Here is an 18,275-nt window from a genome sequence, read left to right on the forward strand (position 1 = left end):
GCGCCGGCCTTTTCCGCGCGTCACTACTTCAGGACGATGATGCCCAGCGCGACGACCTTGCCGCCCAGCTTGATCCCCTTGACATCGACGTCCGCGCCGACCTTCAGCTCGCCGGAGACGATGGTCTTGAGGAGGTCGTAGTCCACGTCCACCGTCGTGGAGGCGTTCACCTTCACCTTGATGGACTTGCCGTGGACGACCGCGATGACCTTGCCGGTCACGTTCGCGGAAGCCTCAGCCGAGGCCTCGGTGACCGGAGCCGCGAACGCCTGCGCGGCACCACCGAACAGCACGGCGGTGGCGGCGAGACCGGCGAGAACACCCTTGATCGCGTTCATTTCCATCTCCTTGGTGCTTTGTGCTTCGGGGAGTTTCTGGGCCCGGAAGAAACATGCCTCCCGAATACCCGCACGATCAATGCTTCTGGTTCAACAGTGCGCTTTCACCGAAGTCCGCCTTTGCATCGGTGAACGACTTCGGTGGCGTGTGGCAAACTTGCGGGCATGCTGAGGAACGTGTTTCGGTGGGGCAGAGGCAAGGGCGTCTCGCAGTGCTCGTGCGACCCGGAGTGGCAGGGCCTCTACACGGAGATCGACGGCCGGCGTCAGCTCGCCCTGCCGCGCGACGAGATGGCCACGATCGTCGGCTACCTCGACCTCACCGCCCACTGCGCGGGCTGCGACGCCGAGTACCCGAAGCCCTGGGGCCTCGCCTCCAAGTAGGCTCCTCCGTCGTGCTCACGGTCTCCACGGTCAACGTCAACGGCCTGCGCGCCGCCGCGAAGAAGGGCTACCTCGAGTGGCTCGCCACGACGTCCGCGGACGTCGTGTGCCTGCAGGAGGTCCGCGCGGAACCGGCGGAGTTGACGCCCGACGTCCACTCACCCGACGGCTGGCACGGCGTGTACGCCCCGTCGTCGCTCAAGGGCCGTGCGGGCGTGGGCATCCTCTCGCGCGTAGAACCGACATCCGTGCGTGTGGGCTTCGGCACCGCCGAGTTCGAAGCGAGCGGCCGCTACCTGGAGGTCGAACTCCCCGACGTCGTCGTGGCGTCCCTGTACCTGCCGTCCGGCGACGTCGGCACCGAGAAGCAGGACGAGAAGGACCGCTTCATGGCGGCCTTCCTCCCGTACCTGGTCTCGCTGCGGGAGAAGGCGGCCGTATCGGGCCGTGAGGTGCTCGTGTGTGGTGACTGGAACATCGCGCACCAGCAGGCAGATCTGAAGAACTGGAAGACGAACCAGAAGGAGTCCGGCTTCCTGCCGTACGAGCGGGACTGGATGACCTCCGTCTTCGCGTCGGGCTACCACGACGTGATGCGCGTGCTGCACCCCGAAGCCACCGGTCCGTACTCGTGGTGGTCGTACCGCGGCAAGGCGTTCGACAACGACTCGGGCTGGCGCATCGACTACCAGGTGGCGACGGACGGCCTGCTGGCCCGCGCGCAGACCGCCGTGGTGGAGCGGGCCGCGACCTACGCCGAACGCTGGTCGGACCACGCTCCCGTCACGGTCGTCTACTCGGACTGAGGACGGCGGCGCGTCGCCCACATGTGCTGGAGCGCCAGTCCGATCCCGAGCAGGCCCGGCAACCCGAGGATCCACGGCATCGCGTACGGGTACCCGGCCTGGCCCTCGTTCGTGAACACCTCACCGGGCGCGCCGATGTCGAACGCGCGGATGGTGTCGCCCTTCTTCAGCCCGCGCGGCATGCCGTTGCGCACGTGCACGCCGGTGAGCTGGACCTTGCCGTCGTCGCTCGTGAACGTGCCGGTGCGCGTGTAGCAACGGGCCGAGCACTCCGGCACGTCGCCGACGACGTAGGTGCCCGCCGGGCCGACCTCGAAGCCGACCTTGAAGGCCTTCGGGGCCATGATCACGGCGATGATGAGCAGCACGGCGCCGACCAAGATCGCGATGCTGGCGACCGTGTCGTCGCGTTCCGGCTCGTCGTCGTAGCTCTTGCCGACCGGATCTGGCAGGAACTCGTCAGCCAAGACACACCCCCTGTGTTGGGCAACCACGCTTCAACGTCAACCGCGAGCTGCCCGTTGCACCTACTCCGTGTGATCCAGCCCGACCTGCCTTTATCGCTCTTGTCGCCCACCTGACCGCTCGATTCAACCCGCCGGTTCCCCGAATATGAAGACGATTCAGTACTCGAATCAAGGGGGCGGCAGATGGCAGGGCTCAAGCGGCGGTCTTTCCTCATGGCGATGGGCGTCGGCGTGGCAGGTGTGCCGCTGCTCCCGGGCCAAGCGTTTGCGGACACGGCGGGCACCACGCTCGAAACCACGGCAACGCCCATCGGGACCAGCGGTTATCGTCGCCTCCAAGCCGGTCCGGGCTGGCCCACGGTGGTCCGCGCAGACCTGATCGCGGCCAAGGCCGGCCGCGAGGCCAGGCGCAGCGCGCTGACCAGCTTCGTGCAGTTCTCCGACATGCACATCTGCGACGCCCAGAGCCCGCTGCGGTTCGAGTACCTGCACCCGATCATGGGCAGCAGCGCGCACCGGCCGCAGGAGGCGCTGACCACGCAGGGCTCCACGAGTCTCGTGCGGAGGGTCAACGCCGTGAAACGAGGGCCGCTCACCGGCAGGCCGTTCGACTTCCTCATGACGACCGGCGACAACACCGACAACCACGAGAACATCGAGCTCGACTGGTTCCTCACGGTCCTCAACGGCGGCCGCATCACGCCTAACACCGGCGACTCGCGCTATGAAGGCGTGCAGAACGCGGGCATCAGCACGTTCTGGCAGCCGGACCTGAGCGGCTCGGACGACTACAAGGCAGCCGGGTTCCCGCAGCTCACCGGGCTGCTCGACGCGGCCGTGCGCGAGTTCACCAGCCCCGGCCTGACCATCCCCTGGTACTCGACGATCGGCAACCACGACGACAGCGTCGTCGGCGCGCTGCCGGACGGGCTGCTCGACAGCTGGTACACCGGCCGCAAGAAGATCGTCGGCTTCGGCGACCCCGTGCAGAACGCCAAGGTCGCGCGCGCGTTCAACGACCCCGCGGCCATCCCGGAGGCGATGGCCATCCTCGGCACGAGCGGCGTCGTCCGCACCGTGACGCCGGACAGCAGGCGACGGCTGTTCAACACCGGTGAGTTCGTGCGCAAGCATCTGCCGACGGGCGGTCACGGCTACACGGACGCCAACGCCGATGGCGTGGACGTCTTCTACACGTTCCGGATGGCGCCCGGCGTCACGGGCATCAGCATGGACACCACGAACCTCGCCGGCTTCTCCACCGGCTCCATCGGGCTGCACCAGCTCAACTGGATCGAGAAGACGCTCAAGCGCAACAGCTCGCTCTACTACGACTGGCTCGGCCTGCCGCAGCGCCAGAACGTCACCGACGAGCTGTTCGTGCTCTTCAGCCACCACACGAGCAGCACGATGGGCAACGTCCTCCCGGACCGCCGCCGGCCGCTGGACCCGCGCATGAACGGCGACGCGCTGGTGAACCTGCTGCACCGCTTCCCGAACGTGCTCGCGTGGGTCAACGGCCACACGCACCGCAACGTCATCACGCCGCACCGGCACAACACGCCGTCCCGCGGCTTCTGGGAGATCAACACGGCGGCGCACGTCGACTACCCGCAGCACGCCCGCGTCATCGAGGTCGCGGACAACGGCGACGGCACGTTGTCGCTGTTCACGACGCTGTTGGAAGCCGACGCGCCGTACCAGGTCGACTACGACGACCGCACTGACACGGCCCTGGCGAGCCTGTGCCGCGAGTTCACCTACAACGACATCCACTCGCGCACAGACCCGCTGGGCACGCCGTTGGACCGCAACACCGAACTCCTGGTGTCCGTGCGCTGACAGTGGGATGTCCCACACCTGGCGCGCGGTGATCAGGAATTTCAGCGGCCTAAGGTCGTTGACGTGGCAGTGGACATCTCGCTAACCCCACCGCAGCCCCGTCCGAGTGCGGCGGCCATGAGGCGTGCGCTGCGCCGGGCCGCCGACGGTGCCGTGCTCGACGCGACGGAAGCCGCCGTGTTGCTGCACGCGCGCGAGGACGACCTGGACGCGCTGCTGACCGCCGCGGGCAAGGTGCGGGACGCGCACCTGCTCGCGGAGGGGCGGCCGGGGGTGGTCACGTACAGCCGGTCGGTGTTCATCCCGCTGACCAGGCTGTGCCGCGACCGGTGCCACTACTGCACGTTCGCGACCGTGCCGCACAAGGTGCCCGCCGCGTTCCTGGAACGCGACGAGGTGCTGGCGATCGCGCGCGCCGGGGCCGCGCAGGGCTGCAAGGAAGCGCTCTTCACGCTCGGCGACCGGCCGGAGGACCGCTGGCCGGCGGCCAAGGAGTGGCTGGAGGCGCGCGGCTACGAGTCCACTTTGGACTACGTGCGGGCGAGCGCCATCGCGGTGCTGGAGGAGACCGGGCTGCTGCCGCACCTCAACCCCGGCGTGCTGAGCTGGGAGGAGCTGACGCGGCTGCGGCCCGTCGCGTCCAGCATGGGCATGATGCTGGAGACCACGGCCGAGCGGCTGTGGAGCGAGAAGGGCGGCCCGCACTACGGCAGCCCCGACAAGGACCCCGCGGTCCGGCTGCGCGTCCTCACCGACGCCGGGCGCGTGAACGTCCCGTTCACCACCGGCATCCTGATCGGCATCGGCGAGACGATCGCCGAGCGCGCCGAGTCGTTGCTCGCGATGCGTCAGGTCGCGAAGCAGTACGGCCACATCCAGGAAGTCATCATCCAGAACTTCCGCGCCAAGCCCGACACGGCGATGCGCGGCATGCCCGACGCCGACCTGACCGAGCTCGCGGCGACGATCGCCGTGGCACGCCTGGTGATGCCGTCGACCGTGAGCGTGCAGGCACCGCCGAACCTCGTCGGCGGCGAGTTCGGCCTCATGCTGCGCGCGGGCGTCGACGACTGGGGCGGCGTCTCGCCGATCACGCCGGACCACGTGAACCCCGAGAAGCCGTGGCCGCAGGTGGACCAGCTGAGCGAGATCACCGCGCAGGCCGGTTTCTCGTTGCGGGAACGGCTGAACGTCTACCCGCGCTACGTCCGCGCGGCCGCCGGGCAGTGGATCGACACGAGGCTCACGGCCCACGTTTCCGCGCTGGCACTGGAAAGCGGCCTCGCGAACCCCGCCGCGGAGGTCGCCGGCCGCGAGTGGCAGGAACCGGACGGCGGCCTCGACACGTTCGGCCGCGCCGACCTGAACACCGCGATCGACACGGAGGGCCGCACGAGCGACCGCCGCGGCGACTTCGACGAGGTCTACGGGGACTGGGACGAGCTGAAGATCCCCGTTGCGCCCCAACGGCTTTCCGAGGACGTCCAACGTGGACTGAAGATCGCCGCGAACGACCCGGCGGCGTTGCTCGACGACACCGACGCCGCGATGGCGTTGCTGACGGCGGACGGCGACGCGCTCGAGACCATGGTGAAGCTCGCCGACGACCTGCGCCGCGAGGTGGTCGGCGACGACGTCACGTACGTCGTCAACCGCAACATCAACTTCTCCAACGTCTGCTACGTCGGCTGCCGGTTCTGCGCCTTCGCACAACGCGAACGCGACGCCGACGCGTTCCGGTTGTCGACCGACGACGTCGCCGACCGCGCGCAGGAGGCGTGGGACGACGGCGCCACCGAGGTCTGCATGCAGGGCGGCATCGACCCCAAGCTGCCGGTGACCTACTACGCCGACGTCGTGCGCGCGATCAAGCGGCGCGTGCCCGGCATGCACGTGCACGCGTTCAGCCCGATGGAGATCGTCTCCGCCGCGGCCAAGGCGGGCGTGAGCGTCCGCGAGTGGCTCACGGAGCTGAAGGAGGCCGGGCTCGACACGATCCCCGGCACGGCGGCCGAGATCCTCGACGACGACGTGCGGTGGGTGCTCACCAAGGGCAAGCTGCCCACCGCGACCTGGCTCGACGTCGTCGGCACCGCCCACGAGCTGGGCATTCGTTCCTCGTCGACGATGATGTACGGCCACGTCGACCACCCCGGCCACTGGCTCACGCACTTCCGCGTCCTCGCGAAGCTGCAGGACCGCACCGGCGGGCTCACCGAGTTCGTCGCGCTGCCGTTCGTGCACCGCAACGCCCCGATCTACCTCGCGGGCGTGGCCCGTCCCGGCCCCAGCCGCAGGGACAACCGGGCAGTCCACGCGTTCGCGCGGCTCGCGTTGCACGGCCGGGTGGACAACATCCAGTGCTCGTGGGTCAAGCTCGGTGACGAGGGCACCGCGGAGATCCTCAACGGCGGTGCGAACGACATCGGCGGCACGTTGATGGAGGAGACGATCAGTCGCATGGCCGGGTCCGAGCACGGGTCCGCGCGCACGGTGAGTGAGCTCGAGACCCTGGCATCACTAGCAGGGCGTAACGCGCGTCAGCGAACTACGACATATGGGCGAGTGCGAACCGATCAACAGTGACCGATAGTCTGAATCGGCGCGCAGAGACGCTACCGGTGTTCGGTAGCTTGGCGGCCGTTCAGTCAGCGAGGTTCACCCGTTCCGGGGGGATCTGTGCCATGGGGAGGCTCGGCAAGTGCAGGGCATGAGTCTTGTAGTGAGCGCTGCGGTCGAGAGCAGCATGACCGGCACGGCTGCCGGTCCCGTGGGCCTGGTCGCGGTCGCGGCCGGTGTCGGCGGTCTGGTGTACGGCCTGGTCAAGCGGCGCAAGCCGGCCCCGGTCGTCGCGGCCAACCAGCGCATCGACCTGGGTCAGCAGGACACCACCCAGAACTGACCGGCCCCGGTCTGAGAAGATTTCTCCCGTGTCCACGGAGAACGCTCCCGCAGAGCCCGTCAAGCGCCCCCGCGTCCTGTCCGGCATCCAGCCGACGGCCGGGTCGTTCCACCTCGGCAACTACCTGGGTGCGGTGCGGCAGTGGGTGGCCCTGCAGGAAGCGCACGACGCGTTCTACTGCGTCGTCGACCTGCACGCGATCACCGTGGAGCAGAACCCGAAGGAACTGCGGCAGAACACCCGCGTCTCGGCCGCGCAGCTGCTCGCCCTGGGCATCGACCCGGATCGGGCGACGCTGTTCGTGCAGTCGCACGTCCCGGAGCACGCCCAGCTCGGCTGGGTCATGCAGTGCATGACCGGCTTCGGCGAGGCGGCGCGGATGACGCAGTTCAAGGACAAGTCCGCACGCCAGGAGCAGTCCGTCGGCGTCGGCCTGCTCACGTACCCGATCCTGCAGGCCGCGGACATCCTGCTGTACCAGGCGCACTACGTGCCGGTCGGCGAGGACCAGCGCCAGCACCTGGAGCTGACCCGCGACCTCGCGACGCGGTTCAACTCGCGCTACGGCAAGACGTTCCGGCTGCCCGAGGCGTACATCGTCAAGGACACGGCCAAGATCTTCGACCTGCAGGACCCGACGTCGAAGATGAGCAAGTCGGTGCCCGGCGGCGTCGTCGAGCTGCTGGAGGACCCGAAGCGCTCGGCCAAGAAGATCCGCTCGGCCGTCACCGACACGGGCCGCGAAGTGCTCTACGACGTCGAGAACAAGCCGGGTGTCTCGAACCTGCTGACGATCTACTCGGCGTTGACGTCGCGTTCGGTCGAGTTGCTGGTCGAGGACTACGACGGCAAGGGCTACGGCGACCTGAAGAAGGACCTCGGCGAGGTCTTCACCGAGTGGGTCACCCCGGTGCAGGAACGCGTCCGCACGTACCTCGACGACGTGGCCTCGTTGGACAAGATCCTGGCTCAAGGGGCCGAGCGCGCACGTGAGGTCGCGTCGGGCACGTTGCGCCGCACGTACGAGAAGATCGGCTTCGTCCTTCCGTAATCTGCCCGGGTAGTGCAAGTGCACTAGCGTCTTGCTCGTGGACAAGTGGCGGCGGAAGTACGCATGGCTCGACCACATCATGCGTGCATACGAGCGGTTCGACCAGCGGTACGGCACCCAGCACGCCGCTGCGGTCACGTACTTCAGCGTGCTCTCCCTCGTGCCCATCCTGATGATCGGCTTCGCGGTCGCCGGTTTCGTGCTGCAGTCGCAGCCGGACCTGCTGGAGTCGTTGCGCGGGAGCATCGCCGAGGCCGTGCCGGACCAGCAGTTGCGCACCCAGATCAACGAGGCCGTGGACACCGCCCTGGAGTCCAAGGGCACCGTCGGCATCATCGGTCTGCTCGGCGCCGCCTACTCCGGCCTCGGCTGGATGAGCAACCTCCGCGACGCCCTGACGGCCCAGTGGGGCCAGGCGAAGGGCGACCTGCCGTTCCTCGGCACGCTCTGGCGCGACCTGCTGGCGTTGGTGGGCCTGGGGCTCGCGATCGTGCTGTCGTTCGGCATCACGGCTCTCGGGTCCGGGTTCGCCGAGCAGGTGCTGGAGTGGATGGGCCTCGGTGAGGCGGGCTGGGCGCACGTGCTGCTGCGCATCGGCACCATCGTGCTGTCGCTGCTGGCCAACTGGATGGTGTTCCTGTGGGTGCTGGCCCGGTTGCCGCGCAAGCCCGTGGGGTGGCGGTCGGCGCTGCGCGGGGCGTTGGCGGCGGCCATCGGGTTCGAGGTGCTGAAGCAGGCCGCCACGATCTTCCTGTCGTTCACGACCAAGTCGCCCACCTCGGCCGCGTTCGGGTCGGTGATCGGTGTGCTGGTCTTCGCGAACCTGGTGGCCCAGTTCATCCTGTTCATCACGGCGTGGACGGCCACGGCCAGGGAGAACCGCGAGCCGGAGGTCGTGCAGGCCCCGCCTCCCGCCGTGATCGCTCCGGTGGTGTCGGTGCGGCAGGGACCGTCGCCGTCGCTGATGGTCGGTGCCGGCGCGCTGGCGGGGGCGGTGCTCGGGATGCTCTGGCGGCGCCGGTAGGTCCTCAGACGTGAAACGGCCCCGGCAGTGGACTCACTGCCGGGGCCGTTCTGGTTTCGGTGCCGGGAAGGCCTCTCAGACTCCCTGTGCCGCCTGCTGCGCGGCCTGGCGTCGTGCCCTGGCCGCCTTGGCCCGCTTGTTCCGCAGGACGAGCAGCAGAGCCGCCAGCAACGCGATCCCCGCCGCCGCCGTGATCGGCAGGCCCACGGTGCCGAACGCCGTCGGCGCGGGACGTCCGGTGTCGGGATCGGTGGCCACGACGTCGGAGGCCTCGTTGCTGCTCTGGGTGGGGACGACGTTCTGCTTCGGCTGCGGGGCGCCGTCGACCAGCTTGCCCACGCCGCCAGGGCCCATGGCGAAGCCGTAGTCGAGCAGCTTGCCGGCCTGGTTGTCGATGCGGGTGGGGGTCTGCTGACCGCGCAGCAGGACGACGACGAGGCGGCGGCCGTTGCGTTCCGCTGCGCCCACGAAGGTGTGCTGCGAGTCGTCGGTGAAGCCGGTCTTGCCGCCGAGCGCGCCCTCGTAGTTCTGGAGCATGCGGTTGTCGTTCAGCAGCGGGATCGTGCCGCCGTTGCGACCGGGGAAGGTCGACTGCGGGAGCTTGATGGCCTGCGCGAACTCGTCGTACTTCATCGCGCCGCGGAAGATCAGGCCGACGTCGTAGGCGGAGGTGCTGGTGCCGGGGCCGTCGAGACCGGACGGGGTGACGGCGCGGGTGTCGAGGGCGCCGAGCTCCTTGGCCATGGCGTTCATCTTGCGCAGGGCGTTGGGGACGCCGCCGAGCTGACGGGCGAGGGTGTGCGCCACGTCGTTGCCCGAGGTCAGCAGCAGGCCGTGCAGCAGCTGGCGGACGGTGTACTGGCCGCCGTCCTTCAGGCCGACGCAGGTGCACTCCTGCTGGGTGTCCTCCGCGCTGGCGGTGACGACGAGGTCGCCCCGCAGTTCCTTGGCGACGACCATCGCGAGGAGCACCTTCATGATGCTCGCGGGACGCTGACGGCCGTGCGGGTCGTACGCGGCGAGGACTGCGCCGCTGTCGATGTCAGCGAGCATCCACGAGGCGGCGGTGATGCCGCTGGGGGGCTGCGCCGAGTTCGGCGGCAGGATCAGGCCGCACTCGCCCAGCCGGTCACCTCCGATGGGCTTCTCCGGCACTTCCAGCGCGGTCGGCGCCTTCTGGCCGGGCGCCGGCTGCTCGGACGTGTCCACCGGGGGCGGAGGGGTCTCGCGGTTCGCACACTGCGCCGAGCCTGCGGCCTGCTGTGCGGTGCTCGTCGGTGCGGCGAACGCGGCGGTGGCCGTTGCTAGGACCAGGGCGACGATGAGCCGTTTGGGGAAGGGCACGCCTCCAGGCTATCCACCCCCGTTCAGCGGCTTGCACGCAGCACGTCCGATACTGGGTGCCGTGAAGCTCTCGCGCCCGATGTCACTCTTCCTGGTGGCTTTCGGAGTGTGGTCGTGGGTGATCTGGCCCACGTTCCTGAAGAACATCTGGAAGGACCCACGTTCGTTTAGCGACGGACCTACCGCCTTCTTCACCGTGCACCTGGTGCTGGTGATCGCCTCGCTCGTGTTCGGCACCGTCATCGGGGTGCTGGGCGTGCGGGGTTTCCTGGCCACTCGACGTCGATAGGGAAACGCTGTGGAGTTCGTACGGCTGTTGCTGGTGTTCCTGCACCTGCTCGGCATGGGCATGCTCGTCGCGATGATCATGTTGCAGGCTCGCGCCGGCAAGGACGCGCCGGTCAACAAGGGCTGGCTGCACGGTGCGGCGTTGCAGCTGCTGACCGGCGTCGCGCTGGTCGGCATCGACCCGCTGGTCGACTCGGTGAAGTACGACCACGTCAAGATCGGCGTGAAGCTGCTGGTGGTCGTGGCCATCGCGGTGATCGTGGCGATCAACGTGAACAAGCCCAAGGCGCCGTCGTGGCTGATGCCGGCGGCCGCGTCGCTGGTCGTGCTGAACGTGGGCATCGCGGTCTTCTGGACCTGATCAGAACCCTGATAGGGGGATGTCGCGCTCACTCGTGGGTGACGTGGGCCTGCTTTTGACCCGACTTGCTGTACCGGCGCGCCACCATCCGTGTCATGTCACGTATCGCCTATATCGGTGTGCTCACCGCCGGCGCGGTGTTGACGGTCGTCTCACTGCACGGTGCCGCCCCGGAAGCTTCGGCTACCGGGGATGGCCAGGTGTGCTCCGCTGCGTGGTGCCCGAAAGAACGTCCCGGATGGCGTGCGCCGTCGCCGAGAGGTGAAGAGCCTCCGACGTCCACGACTCCGCCGACCACGACCACCACCGACTGCACGACCACGACGACGCCGCCGGTGACCACCACCACGACGACGTACACGACGACAACGACGGATTCGACGACAACGACGACGGATTCGACGACGACGACCACGCCGTCGACGACCACCACCACGGACTCCACGACAACGACGACGGACTCGACGACGACGACCACGCCGTCGACGACCACGACGACGGACTCCACGACCACCACGACGGACTCGACGACGACCACTCCGCCGTCCTCGACCACGACCAGGCCGTCGACCTCGACGACCACGTCCGGCACCACCACGCCCCCGGTGACCACCACGACGAAGCCGTGGCTCACGACACCGCCGACCACCACCACGGTCGCGCCCCCGGTCCACCAGGACAACCGCCTGGCCAACACCGGCACCTCGCCGGTCTGGACCCTGCCGCTCGGCGTGCTGATGCTCGTCGGCGGCTCGATCCTGATGCTCTTCGACCGCGCCAGGCGCCAGCCGAGGCGCTGACCGCCGAGAACTGTCGGTGCTCCTCGTCACACTGGTGACGTGCGAATCGAACACCTGCGCGAACGCAGCGATCTCGGCGTCATCAGTGCCGGCACCCTGAAGTCCCTGGGTGTCTCCAACCCGTGGCGGAAGTGCGTCCCGGGCGGGCCGTGGCAGCGCATGTACCCAGGCGTCGTGCTGCTGCACAACGGCCCGCCCACCCCGGACCAGCACCTCACCGCGGCCCTCCTGCGCGCAGGCCCAGGGGCCGTGGTCACGGGCGCGGAGGCCTGCCGCCGCCACGACCTCCCGGCCCGCGGCACCGAGATCCACCTGCTGGTCCCAGGCGCCCAGCGCGGCAGCGGCCCCCTGGTCCTGGAACGAGCCTCACCGATCCCGCCGACCACGAACGTCGGCGGCTTCCCGGTCGTCTCCCCGGCCAGAGCCGTCACCGACGCCTGCCGCTTCCTCCGCACGCCGGACGAAGCCACCGCCCTGATCGCCGCGGCCGTCCAACGCAACCGCTGCACCATCACCGACCTGGCCGCAGAGGCTCGCACCAACCGCTACGGCACCAAGCTCGTCCGCAGCGTGCTGAAGGACCTGGGCAGAGCCGAGTCGGTGGCGGAACGAGACGCCCGCCGCCTCAGCCGCAGGATCCGCCTGACCACCCCGCACTGGAACACCACCATCGCGGGCCAGGACGGCCTGGTCATCGCCAGACCAGACGCCTGGTACGACGACGTGGGCCTGGCCTGGGAGATCGACTCGCGCGCCTTCCACCTGGGCCCGCGCGACTACGACCGCACCCTGGCCCGCAACGCCCGCTACGCCGCGGCAGGAATCCTCGTCCTGCAAACCCTGCCGACCCGCCTGCGCGACCACCCGGAGGCCGTGGCGAGAGAACTGAAGGCCGCACTCAGGGCGGCAGCGGCCCGCCCACGCCCACCGGTGCACGTGGTGGAGGTGACCTGAAGGCAGCGCCTCGTCGCAGTCGCAGCTGCCGGGGTGTAGCGCCCACTGGTGCCGCCGGAAACGCGGAGGCGCCGTGCCGCGACCGCCGAAGGTCCGGCGCACCCCGGCAACGCCGAAGTGCGACGCCGTGCCGGCGTCCGCGAATGCCGAAGGTCTTCGCCGCACCAGGCAACGCTGAAGCGCGACGCCCTACCGGCGCTCGGGAATGCCGAAGCGCCCCATCCATCCCGCCAACGCTGAAGCTCCCGCCCGCGCCACAAACGCGAACCTCCCACCCCACGAACGCTGAGGCTCCTGGCCTACCCGCGAACGCCGAACGTCCCCACCCCGCGAACGCGGAAGCTCCCCGCTCCGCACCACAAACGCCGACCCGCCACCCGCGAACGCTGAAACTCCCGGCCCCCACAAACGCCGAACGTCCCCGAACCCACCAACGCTGAAGCTCCCGTCCCGCACCACAAACGCCGAACGCCCCCAACAACGCCGAAGCGCCGCGCCCCCGAAGGGACGCGGCGCCTCGAAGCAACCCCGACGTGACTCAGACCCGCTTGAACAGCAGGGCCCGCTTCACTTCCTGGATCGCCTTCGTCACCTGGATGCCGCGCGGGCACGCGTCGGTGCAGTTGAAGGTCGTGCGGCAGCGCCACACGCCGTCGATGTCGTTGAGGATGTCGAGCCGTTCCTCAGCGCCCTCGTCCCGCGAGTCGAAGATGAACCGGTGCGCGTTCACGATTGCCGCCGGGCCGAAGTACGAGCCCTCGGTCCAGTAGACCGGGCAGGAGGTGGTGCAGCAGGCGCACAGGATGCACTTCGTCGTGTCGTCGAACCGCTCGCGGTCGGCGACGGACTGGATGCGCTCGCGCGTCGGCTCGTTGCCGTACGTCACGAGGTACGGCTTGACGGCGCGGAACGCCTCGAAGAACGGCTCCATGTCGACGAGCAGGTCCTTGTGCACCGGCAGGCCCTTGATGGGCTCGATGGTGATGGTGGTCTGCTTGTCGCCCTTCTGCAGCAGGTCCTTCAGCAGGACCTTGCAGGCGAGGCGGTTGACGCCGTTGATGCGCATCGCGTCCGAGCCGCAGATGCCGTGGGCGCAGGAGCGGCGGAACGTCAGCGTGCCGTCCACGTACCACTTGATGTAGTGGAGGAGGTTCAGCACGCGGTCCGACGCGAGGGCCGGGATGTCGAACGAGTCCCAGCGGGGCTCGTCCTCGAACTCCGGGTTGAAGCGCCGGATCTTGACGGTGACCGTGACAGCGCCGTCCGGAACCGGCGGCTGGGAGCCGCGCGAGCCAGCAGTGGTTTCAGCGGTGGCGGTCATCAGTACTTGCGCTCCATCGGCTTGTACCGGGTAAAGGTCACGGGCTTGTAGTCGAGGCGGATCTCCGCCGACAGACCTTCGCCCTGCTTGTAGAACATGCTGTGGCGCATGAAGTTCGTGTCGTCGCGGTTCGGGTAGTCCTCGCGGGCGTGGCCGCCGCGGGACTCCTTGCGCGCCAGCGCACCGTGGACGAGCACCTCGGCGAGCTCCAGCAGGAAGCCGAGCTCGACGGCCTCGAGGAGGTCCGTGTTGAAGCGCTTGCCCTTGTCCTGCACCTGGATGTGCGCGTAGCGCTCCTTCAGGGCCTGGACGTCGTGCAGGGCGGTCTTCAGCGTGTCCTCGGTGCGGTACACGGACGCGTTGGCGTCCATGGTGGCCTGGAGTTCGGTGCGGATGTCCGCGACGCGCTCCTGGCCGTGCTCCGAGAGGACGAGCGCCACCTGCGCCTCGACCTGGGCCGCCGGGTTCTCCGGCAGGTCCACGTGGGACTCGCGCGAGTTGGCGTAGTCCGCGGCGGCGATGCCGGCGCGGCGGCCGAAGACGTTGATGTCCAGCAACGAGTTCGTGCCGAGGCGGTTCGCGCCGTGCACCGAGACGCACGCGCACTCGCCGGCCGCGTACAGGCCGGGGATCACGTTGTCGTTGTCCCGCAGCACTTCGCCGTGGATGTTCGTCGGGATGCCGCCCATCGCGTAGTGCGCGGTGGGGTACACCGGGACGGGCTCGACGACCGGGTCGACCGCGAGGTACGTGCGGGCGAACTCGGTGATGTCCGGCAGCTTCGTCTCCAGGACCTCGGCACCGAGGTGCGTGCAGTCCAGCAGCACGTAGTCCTTGTTCGGACCGGCGCCACGGCCTTCCAGCACCTCGAGGGCCATCGAGCGGGCCACGATGTCGCGCGGCGCCAGGTCCTTGATGGTCGGGGCGTAGCGCTCCATGAACCGCTCGCCCGAGGCGTTGCGCAGGATCGCGCCCTCACCTCGCGCGCCCTCGGTCAGCAGGATGCCGAGACCGGCGAGACCGGTCGGGTGGAACTGGTAGAACTCCATGTCCTCCAGGGGCAGGCCCTTGCGGAAGACGATGCCCATGCCGTCGCCGGTCAGCGTGTGGGCGTTCGACGTGGTCTTGAAGACCTTGCCGAAACCACCGGTCGCGAACACGACGGACTTGGCCTGGAAGACGTGGATCTCACCGGTCGCGAGCTCGTAGGCGACGGCGCCGGTGCAGACCGGGCCGTTCTCCGTCTCGGTCAGGCAGATGTCGAGCACGTAGAACTCGTTGAAGAACTCGATGCCGTGCTTGACGCAGTTCTGGTACAGCGTCTGGAGGATCATGTGACCGGTGCGGTCCGCGGCGTAGCAGGCGCGGCGCACGGCGGCTTCACCGTGGTTGCGCGTGTGGCCGCCGAACCGGCGCTGGTCGATCTTGCCCTCGGGCGTCCGGTTGAACGGGAGGCCCATCTTCTCCAGGTCGAGAACGGCGTCGATGGCCTCCTTCGCCATGATCTCGGCGGCGTCCTGGTCGACCAGGTAGTCGCCGCCCTTGATCGTGTCGAAGGTGTGCCACTCCCAGTTGTCCTCCTCGACGTTGGCGAGGGCGGCGCACATGCCGCCCTGGGCCGCGCCGGTGTGCGAACGCGTGGGGTAGAGCTTGGTGAGCACCGCGGTGCGGGCGCGCTGGCCGGACTCGATCGCCGCGCGCATTCCGGCACCACCAGCGCCGATGATGACTACGTCGTACTTGTGGAACTGCATTGTGGTGGGCTCCCCGCGCGGGTCAGTTCGAGATGTTCGGGTCGAAGGTGAAGATCACGAACGTGCCGAGCGAGATGATCAGGACCATCGACACGTAGAGCAGCATCTTCAACCAGAACCGGGTGGAGTCCTTGCGGGCGTAGTCGTTGATGACCGTCCGCACGCCGTTGCCGCCGTGGATCTGCGCGAGCCAGAGCATCGCGAGGTCCCAGAACTGCCAGAACGGCGAGGCCCAGCGGCCTGCGACGAAACCGAAGTTGATCTTGTGCACGCCGCCGTCGAGGATGTTCATGATGAACAGGTGGCCGAGCACCAGGACGACGAGCAGCAGCCCGGAAAGGCGCATGAACAGCCAGCTGTAGAGCTCGCCGTTGCCGCGGCGGGCCGCGGGGCGGCGCGGCTGGCGGGGCTTGTCGAGTGCGAGAGACATGGCTCAGTGACCCCCAACCAGGTCGGAGATCGTGCGCTCCATCATGAAGTAGAAGCCAGGGATCATCACGAGGACCCACACGACCAGCACGGACCACAGCATGACCCGCTGGTACTTGGCGCCCTTCTCCCAGAAGTCGACCAGCATGACCCGGATGCCGTTCAGCGCGTGGTAGAGCACCGCGCCGACGAGGCCGACCTCGAAGAGGTTGACGATCGGGTTCTTGTAGGTCTCGATCACCGCGTCGTACGCGTTCGGTGACACGCGCACGAGGGCGGTGTCGAGCACGTGGGTGAAGAGGAAGAAGAACGTGAGGACACCGGTGATCCGGTGGGCGACCCAGGACCACATGCCCAGATCACCGCGGTAGAGCGTCCCACCCCCTCGGGTGGTGCCCGACCGCTCGGGTGCGCCTGCGCTGGTCATGCGCCGCGGCCTCCAACGTCAGTGGTGGTGGTCGGTGAACACGTTCTGTCCGACCATGACCGGGAAATGCTAGTCCCGCACGTTGGACCCGTCCCAGCAGGCGCACCCGCTCTGTGACCGATGAGACACGCTGTCGATCGGCCAAGCGGTCTTGATCGATTCGGAGATGCGGTCCACGCCACATTTCAGGCAAAAGGACCGGGACGGAAGAGGACGGCGGCCTGGACCTCCGCCTTGGTCCGGGCCGCCGTCGTCGGCAAGGGCACTTGCCACCCTCTACACGAGCGGGCCCCGCGAGCGGTTCAACGAGTTTCGGAAGAAACTTCGTCCAACGTCGAACCGCAGGTCGCGGGCGGCCTGGCGAGCGGAACTGCTCCATCCGGACGATGATCAGTGCGAAGAAGGGCCTCAAGAGGACGAATCGCCACGCGCCGAACACGAGTGATCACCACTCGTACGACCAAAGCGTCGAATGCGTAACCGATAGGGGTCTTTGTAGGTGCTGGCGGCAACGGGGTTGGTTACTAAGAGGTACGGTGCCGCGTCTAGGACCCAACAACGTCGTTGGGGAGAAACCTCAGGGAGGAGACGAGCCGTGCGTCGTCGTATGCGTGGTGTCGCGGTTGCCGCGATCGCGTTGACCAGCGTGATGACTATGGCCGCCTGCGCGAAGGACTCGGGTGGCGGCAGCAACAACGCGGGGACCGGTACCGGCACCGCCTGCGAGTTCGCCGAGGCTCCTTCGGCCCCTGCCGCCTCGAACACCAGCGCCGCCAACGGCGACAAGGTCGACGCGAGCGCGCTGAAGATCGGCCTGGCCTACGACATCGGCGGTCGTGGTGACGCGTCGTTCAACGACTCCGCCGCCGCCGGCCTCGACAAGGCCATCGCGGACATGGGCGTGAAGAAGGAGAACACGCGCGAGCTGTCCGCCGCGCCGAACGAGGACGAGTCCGCCAAGCAGACCCGTCTGCGCCAGCTGGCGTCCGAGGGCTTCAGCCCGATCATCGGTGTCGGCTTCGCCTACGCCGAGTCGATGAAGCTCGTCGCCGCGGAGTTCCCGAACGTCAAGTTCGGCCTGGTCGACTCGGCCGTCGACGGTGCCGCGAACGTCACGCCGCTGCTGTTCGCCGAGCAGGAGGGCTCCTTCCTGGCCGGCGTCATCGCCGCGTACCAGAGCAAGAAGTGCCACGTCGGCTTCGTCGGCGGCGTCGAGATCCCGCTGATCCAGAAGTTCGAGGCCGGCTACTTCCAGGGTGCCAAGGCCGCCGCGCCGAAGATCCAGATCGAGAAGAAGTACATCACCCCCGCCGGTGACTTCACCGGTTTCCAGGACGCCCCGAAGGGCCAGGAAGCCGCGAAGGGCCAGATCGACAAGGGCGCCGACGTCATCTACCAGGCCGCGGGCGCGTCCGGTAAGGGCATCTTCTCGGCCGCCAAGCAGGGTGGCGTGCTGGCCATCGGCGTCGACTCCGACCAGTACAACCAGGCGACCGTCGCCGACACCAAGGACGTCATCGTCTCGTCGATGCTCAAGCGCGTCGACGTCGCGGTCTACGACTACGTCAAGGCCGTCGCGAAGAACGACCTCGCCGGTCTGCCGAAGGTCTTCGACCTGAAGGTGGACGGTGTCGGTTACGCCACGTCGGGTGGCAAGATCGACGCGAAGCTCCAGGGCATCCTTGAGGGCTACAAGGCGCAGATCATCGAAGGCAAGATCAAGGTCGCGGACAAGCCGTAGTCCCGCGTAACCGCAGCATCCGGGCCCTGTGAGGAATGACCT

Annotated in this window: 20 protein-coding genes; 12 read left to right on the top strand and 8 right to left on the bottom strand. The window is 68.4% G+C overall.

What is annotated here, in order from left to right:
- Nucleotides 1–23: 23 nt before the first annotated feature.
- Entirely contained in the window at nt 24–338 is a 315-nt protein-coding gene (locus ACQEU1_RS30660) for a hypothetical protein (RefSeq protein WP_433209125.1), read from the bottom strand.
- A 165-nt stretch (nt 339–503) separates the two neighbouring features.
- Here ACQEU1_RS30660 and ACQEU1_RS30665 point away from each other — a divergent pair, with 165 nt between their 5' ends.
- Nucleotides 504–722 (top strand): hypothetical protein, encoded by a 219-nt coding sequence (locus tag ACQEU1_RS30665; protein ID WP_433209128.1) that lies wholly within the window; start codon nt 504–506, stop codon nt 720–722.
- Nucleotides 723–733: 11 nt separating this feature from the next.
- Nucleotides 734–1,528, top strand: coding sequence for an exodeoxyribonuclease III (locus ACQEU1_RS30670; protein WP_433209131.1), 795 nt, complete (start codon nt 734–736; stop codon nt 1,526–1,528).
- Here the strand turns inward: ACQEU1_RS30670 and ACQEU1_RS30675 are convergent.
- Nucleotides 1,516–1,995 (bottom strand): hypothetical protein, encoded by a 480-nt coding sequence (locus tag ACQEU1_RS30675; RefSeq protein ID WP_433209134.1) that lies wholly within the window; start codon nt 1,993–1,995, stop codon nt 1,516–1,518. The two genes, ACQEU1_RS30670 and ACQEU1_RS30675, sit on opposite strands and share 13 nt — an antisense overlap.
- A 183-nt stretch (nt 1,996–2,178) precedes the next feature.
- Between ACQEU1_RS30675 and ACQEU1_RS30680 the strand changes: the two genes are divergently transcribed.
- The 5 genes from ACQEU1_RS30680 to yhjD all read left to right on the top strand — a co-directional run bounded on the left by ACQEU1_RS30680 (nt 2,179) and on the right by yhjD (nt 8,814).
- Complete coding sequence (locus ACQEU1_RS30680; protein WP_433209137.1) at nt 2,179–3,837, top strand: TIGR03767 family metallophosphoesterase; 1,659 nt, start codon at nt 2,179–2,181, stop codon at nt 3,835–3,837.
- 63 nt (nt 3,838–3,900) lie between these two features.
- Nucleotides 3,901–6,423, top strand: a complete 2,523-nt coding sequence (locus tag ACQEU1_RS30685; RefSeq protein ID WP_433209140.1) for a bifunctional FO biosynthesis protein CofGH — start codon at nt 3,901–3,903, stop codon at nt 6,421–6,423.
- A gap of 124 nt (nt 6,424–6,547) precedes the next feature.
- Nucleotides 6,548–6,739 carry a hypothetical protein gene (locus ACQEU1_RS30690; protein ID WP_433209143.1) on the top strand — a complete coding sequence of 64 codons (192 nt, stop codon included), beginning with the start codon at nt 6,548–6,550 and terminating at the stop codon, nt 6,737–6,739.
- Nucleotides 6,740–6,767: 28 nt separating this feature from the next.
- A complete protein-coding gene (gene trpS, locus ACQEU1_RS30695) occupies nt 6,768–7,790 on the top strand; it encodes a tryptophan--tRNA ligase (protein ID WP_433209146.1) in 1,023 nt (340 codons plus the stop codon).
- A gap of 37 nt (nt 7,791–7,827) precedes the next feature.
- Nucleotides 7,828–8,814, top strand: coding sequence for an inner membrane protein YhjD (gene yhjD, locus ACQEU1_RS30700; protein ID WP_433209149.1), 987 nt, complete (start codon nt 7,828–7,830; stop codon nt 8,812–8,814).
- A gap of 75 nt (nt 8,815–8,889) precedes the next feature.
- Here yhjD and ACQEU1_RS30705 read toward each other — a convergent pair whose 3' ends face one another.
- The gene (locus tag ACQEU1_RS30705) at nt 8,890–10,158 is read right to left on the bottom strand and encodes a D-alanyl-D-alanine carboxypeptidase family protein (protein WP_433209152.1); all 1,269 of its coding nucleotides are present in this window, start codon (nt 10,156–10,158) and stop codon (nt 8,890–8,892) included.
- Nucleotides 10,159–10,219: 61 nt separating this feature from the next.
- Here ACQEU1_RS30705 and ACQEU1_RS30710 point away from each other — a divergent pair, with 61 nt between their 5' ends.
- Nucleotides 10,220–10,447, top strand: coding sequence for an SCO4848 family membrane protein (locus tag ACQEU1_RS30710; RefSeq protein WP_030478462.1), 228 nt, complete (start codon nt 10,220–10,222; stop codon nt 10,445–10,447).
- Between the two features lie 9 nt (nt 10,448–10,456).
- On the top strand, nt 10,457–10,807 hold the full coding sequence (locus ACQEU1_RS30715) for a hypothetical protein (RefSeq protein WP_433209156.1): 351 nt from the start codon (nt 10,457–10,459) through the stop codon (nt 10,805–10,807).
- Nucleotides 10,808–10,916: 109 nt separating this feature from the next.
- Here the strand turns inward: ACQEU1_RS30715 and ACQEU1_RS30720 are convergent, their stop codons facing one another.
- On the bottom strand, nt 10,917–11,441 hold the full coding sequence (locus ACQEU1_RS30720) for a hypothetical protein (RefSeq protein ID WP_433209159.1): 525 nt from the start codon (nt 11,439–11,441) through the stop codon (nt 10,917–10,919).
- Here ACQEU1_RS30720 and ACQEU1_RS30725 point away from each other — a divergent pair.
- Together ACQEU1_RS30725 and ACQEU1_RS30730 are read left to right on the top strand one after the other, a co-directional pair.
- The gene (locus tag ACQEU1_RS30725; RefSeq protein ID WP_433209162.1) at nt 11,413–11,607 is read left to right on the top strand and encodes an LPXTG cell wall anchor domain-containing protein; all 195 of its coding nucleotides are present in this window, start codon (nt 11,413–11,415) and stop codon (nt 11,605–11,607) included. The two genes, ACQEU1_RS30720 and ACQEU1_RS30725, sit on opposite strands and share 29 nt — an antisense overlap.
- A gap of 39 nt (nt 11,608–11,646) precedes the next feature.
- A complete protein-coding gene (locus ACQEU1_RS30730) occupies nt 11,647–12,561 on the top strand; it encodes a hypothetical protein (RefSeq protein WP_433209165.1) in 915 nt (304 codons plus the stop codon).
- A gap of 538 nt (nt 12,562–13,099) precedes the next feature.
- Here ACQEU1_RS30730 and ACQEU1_RS30735 read toward each other — a convergent pair.
- The 4 genes from ACQEU1_RS30735 to sdhC are packed head-to-tail and all read right to left on the bottom strand — an operon-like array spanning nt 13,100 to nt 16,492.
- Entirely contained in the window at nt 13,100–13,882 is a 783-nt protein-coding gene (locus ACQEU1_RS30735) for a succinate dehydrogenase iron-sulfur subunit (protein WP_433209168.1), read from the bottom strand.
- A complete protein-coding gene (gene sdhA, locus ACQEU1_RS30740; RefSeq protein WP_433209171.1) occupies nt 13,882–15,636 on the bottom strand; it encodes a succinate dehydrogenase flavoprotein subunit in 1,755 nt (584 codons plus the stop codon). The genes ACQEU1_RS30735 and sdhA overlap by 1 nt, the downstream gene beginning before the upstream one ends.
- Nucleotides 15,637–15,658: 22 nt before the next feature.
- Complete coding sequence (locus tag ACQEU1_RS30745; protein WP_285643312.1) at nt 15,659–16,066, bottom strand: succinate dehydrogenase hydrophobic membrane anchor subunit; 408 nt, start codon at nt 16,064–16,066, stop codon at nt 15,659–15,661.
- Nucleotides 16,067–16,069: 3 nt separating this feature from the next.
- Nucleotides 16,070–16,492 (bottom strand): succinate dehydrogenase, cytochrome b556 subunit, encoded by a 423-nt coding sequence (sdhC, locus tag ACQEU1_RS30750; protein ID WP_285643313.1) that lies wholly within the window; start codon nt 16,490–16,492, stop codon nt 16,070–16,072.
- A 607-nt stretch (nt 16,493–17,099) separates the two neighbouring features.
- On the opposite strand from sdhC, the gene ACQEU1_RS30755 reads away from it, so the two are divergent.
- Nucleotides 17,100–18,233, top strand: coding sequence for a BMP family lipoprotein (locus ACQEU1_RS30755; RefSeq protein ID WP_433211873.1), 1,134 nt, complete (start codon nt 17,100–17,102; stop codon nt 18,231–18,233).
- The last annotated feature ends 42 nt before the right edge of the window (nt 18,234–18,275 follow it).

It is taken from the genome of Lentzea sp. CA-135723, assembly GCF_050936595.1.
Taxonomy (GTDB): domain Bacteria; phylum Actinomycetota; class Actinomycetes; order Mycobacteriales; family Pseudonocardiaceae; genus Lentzea.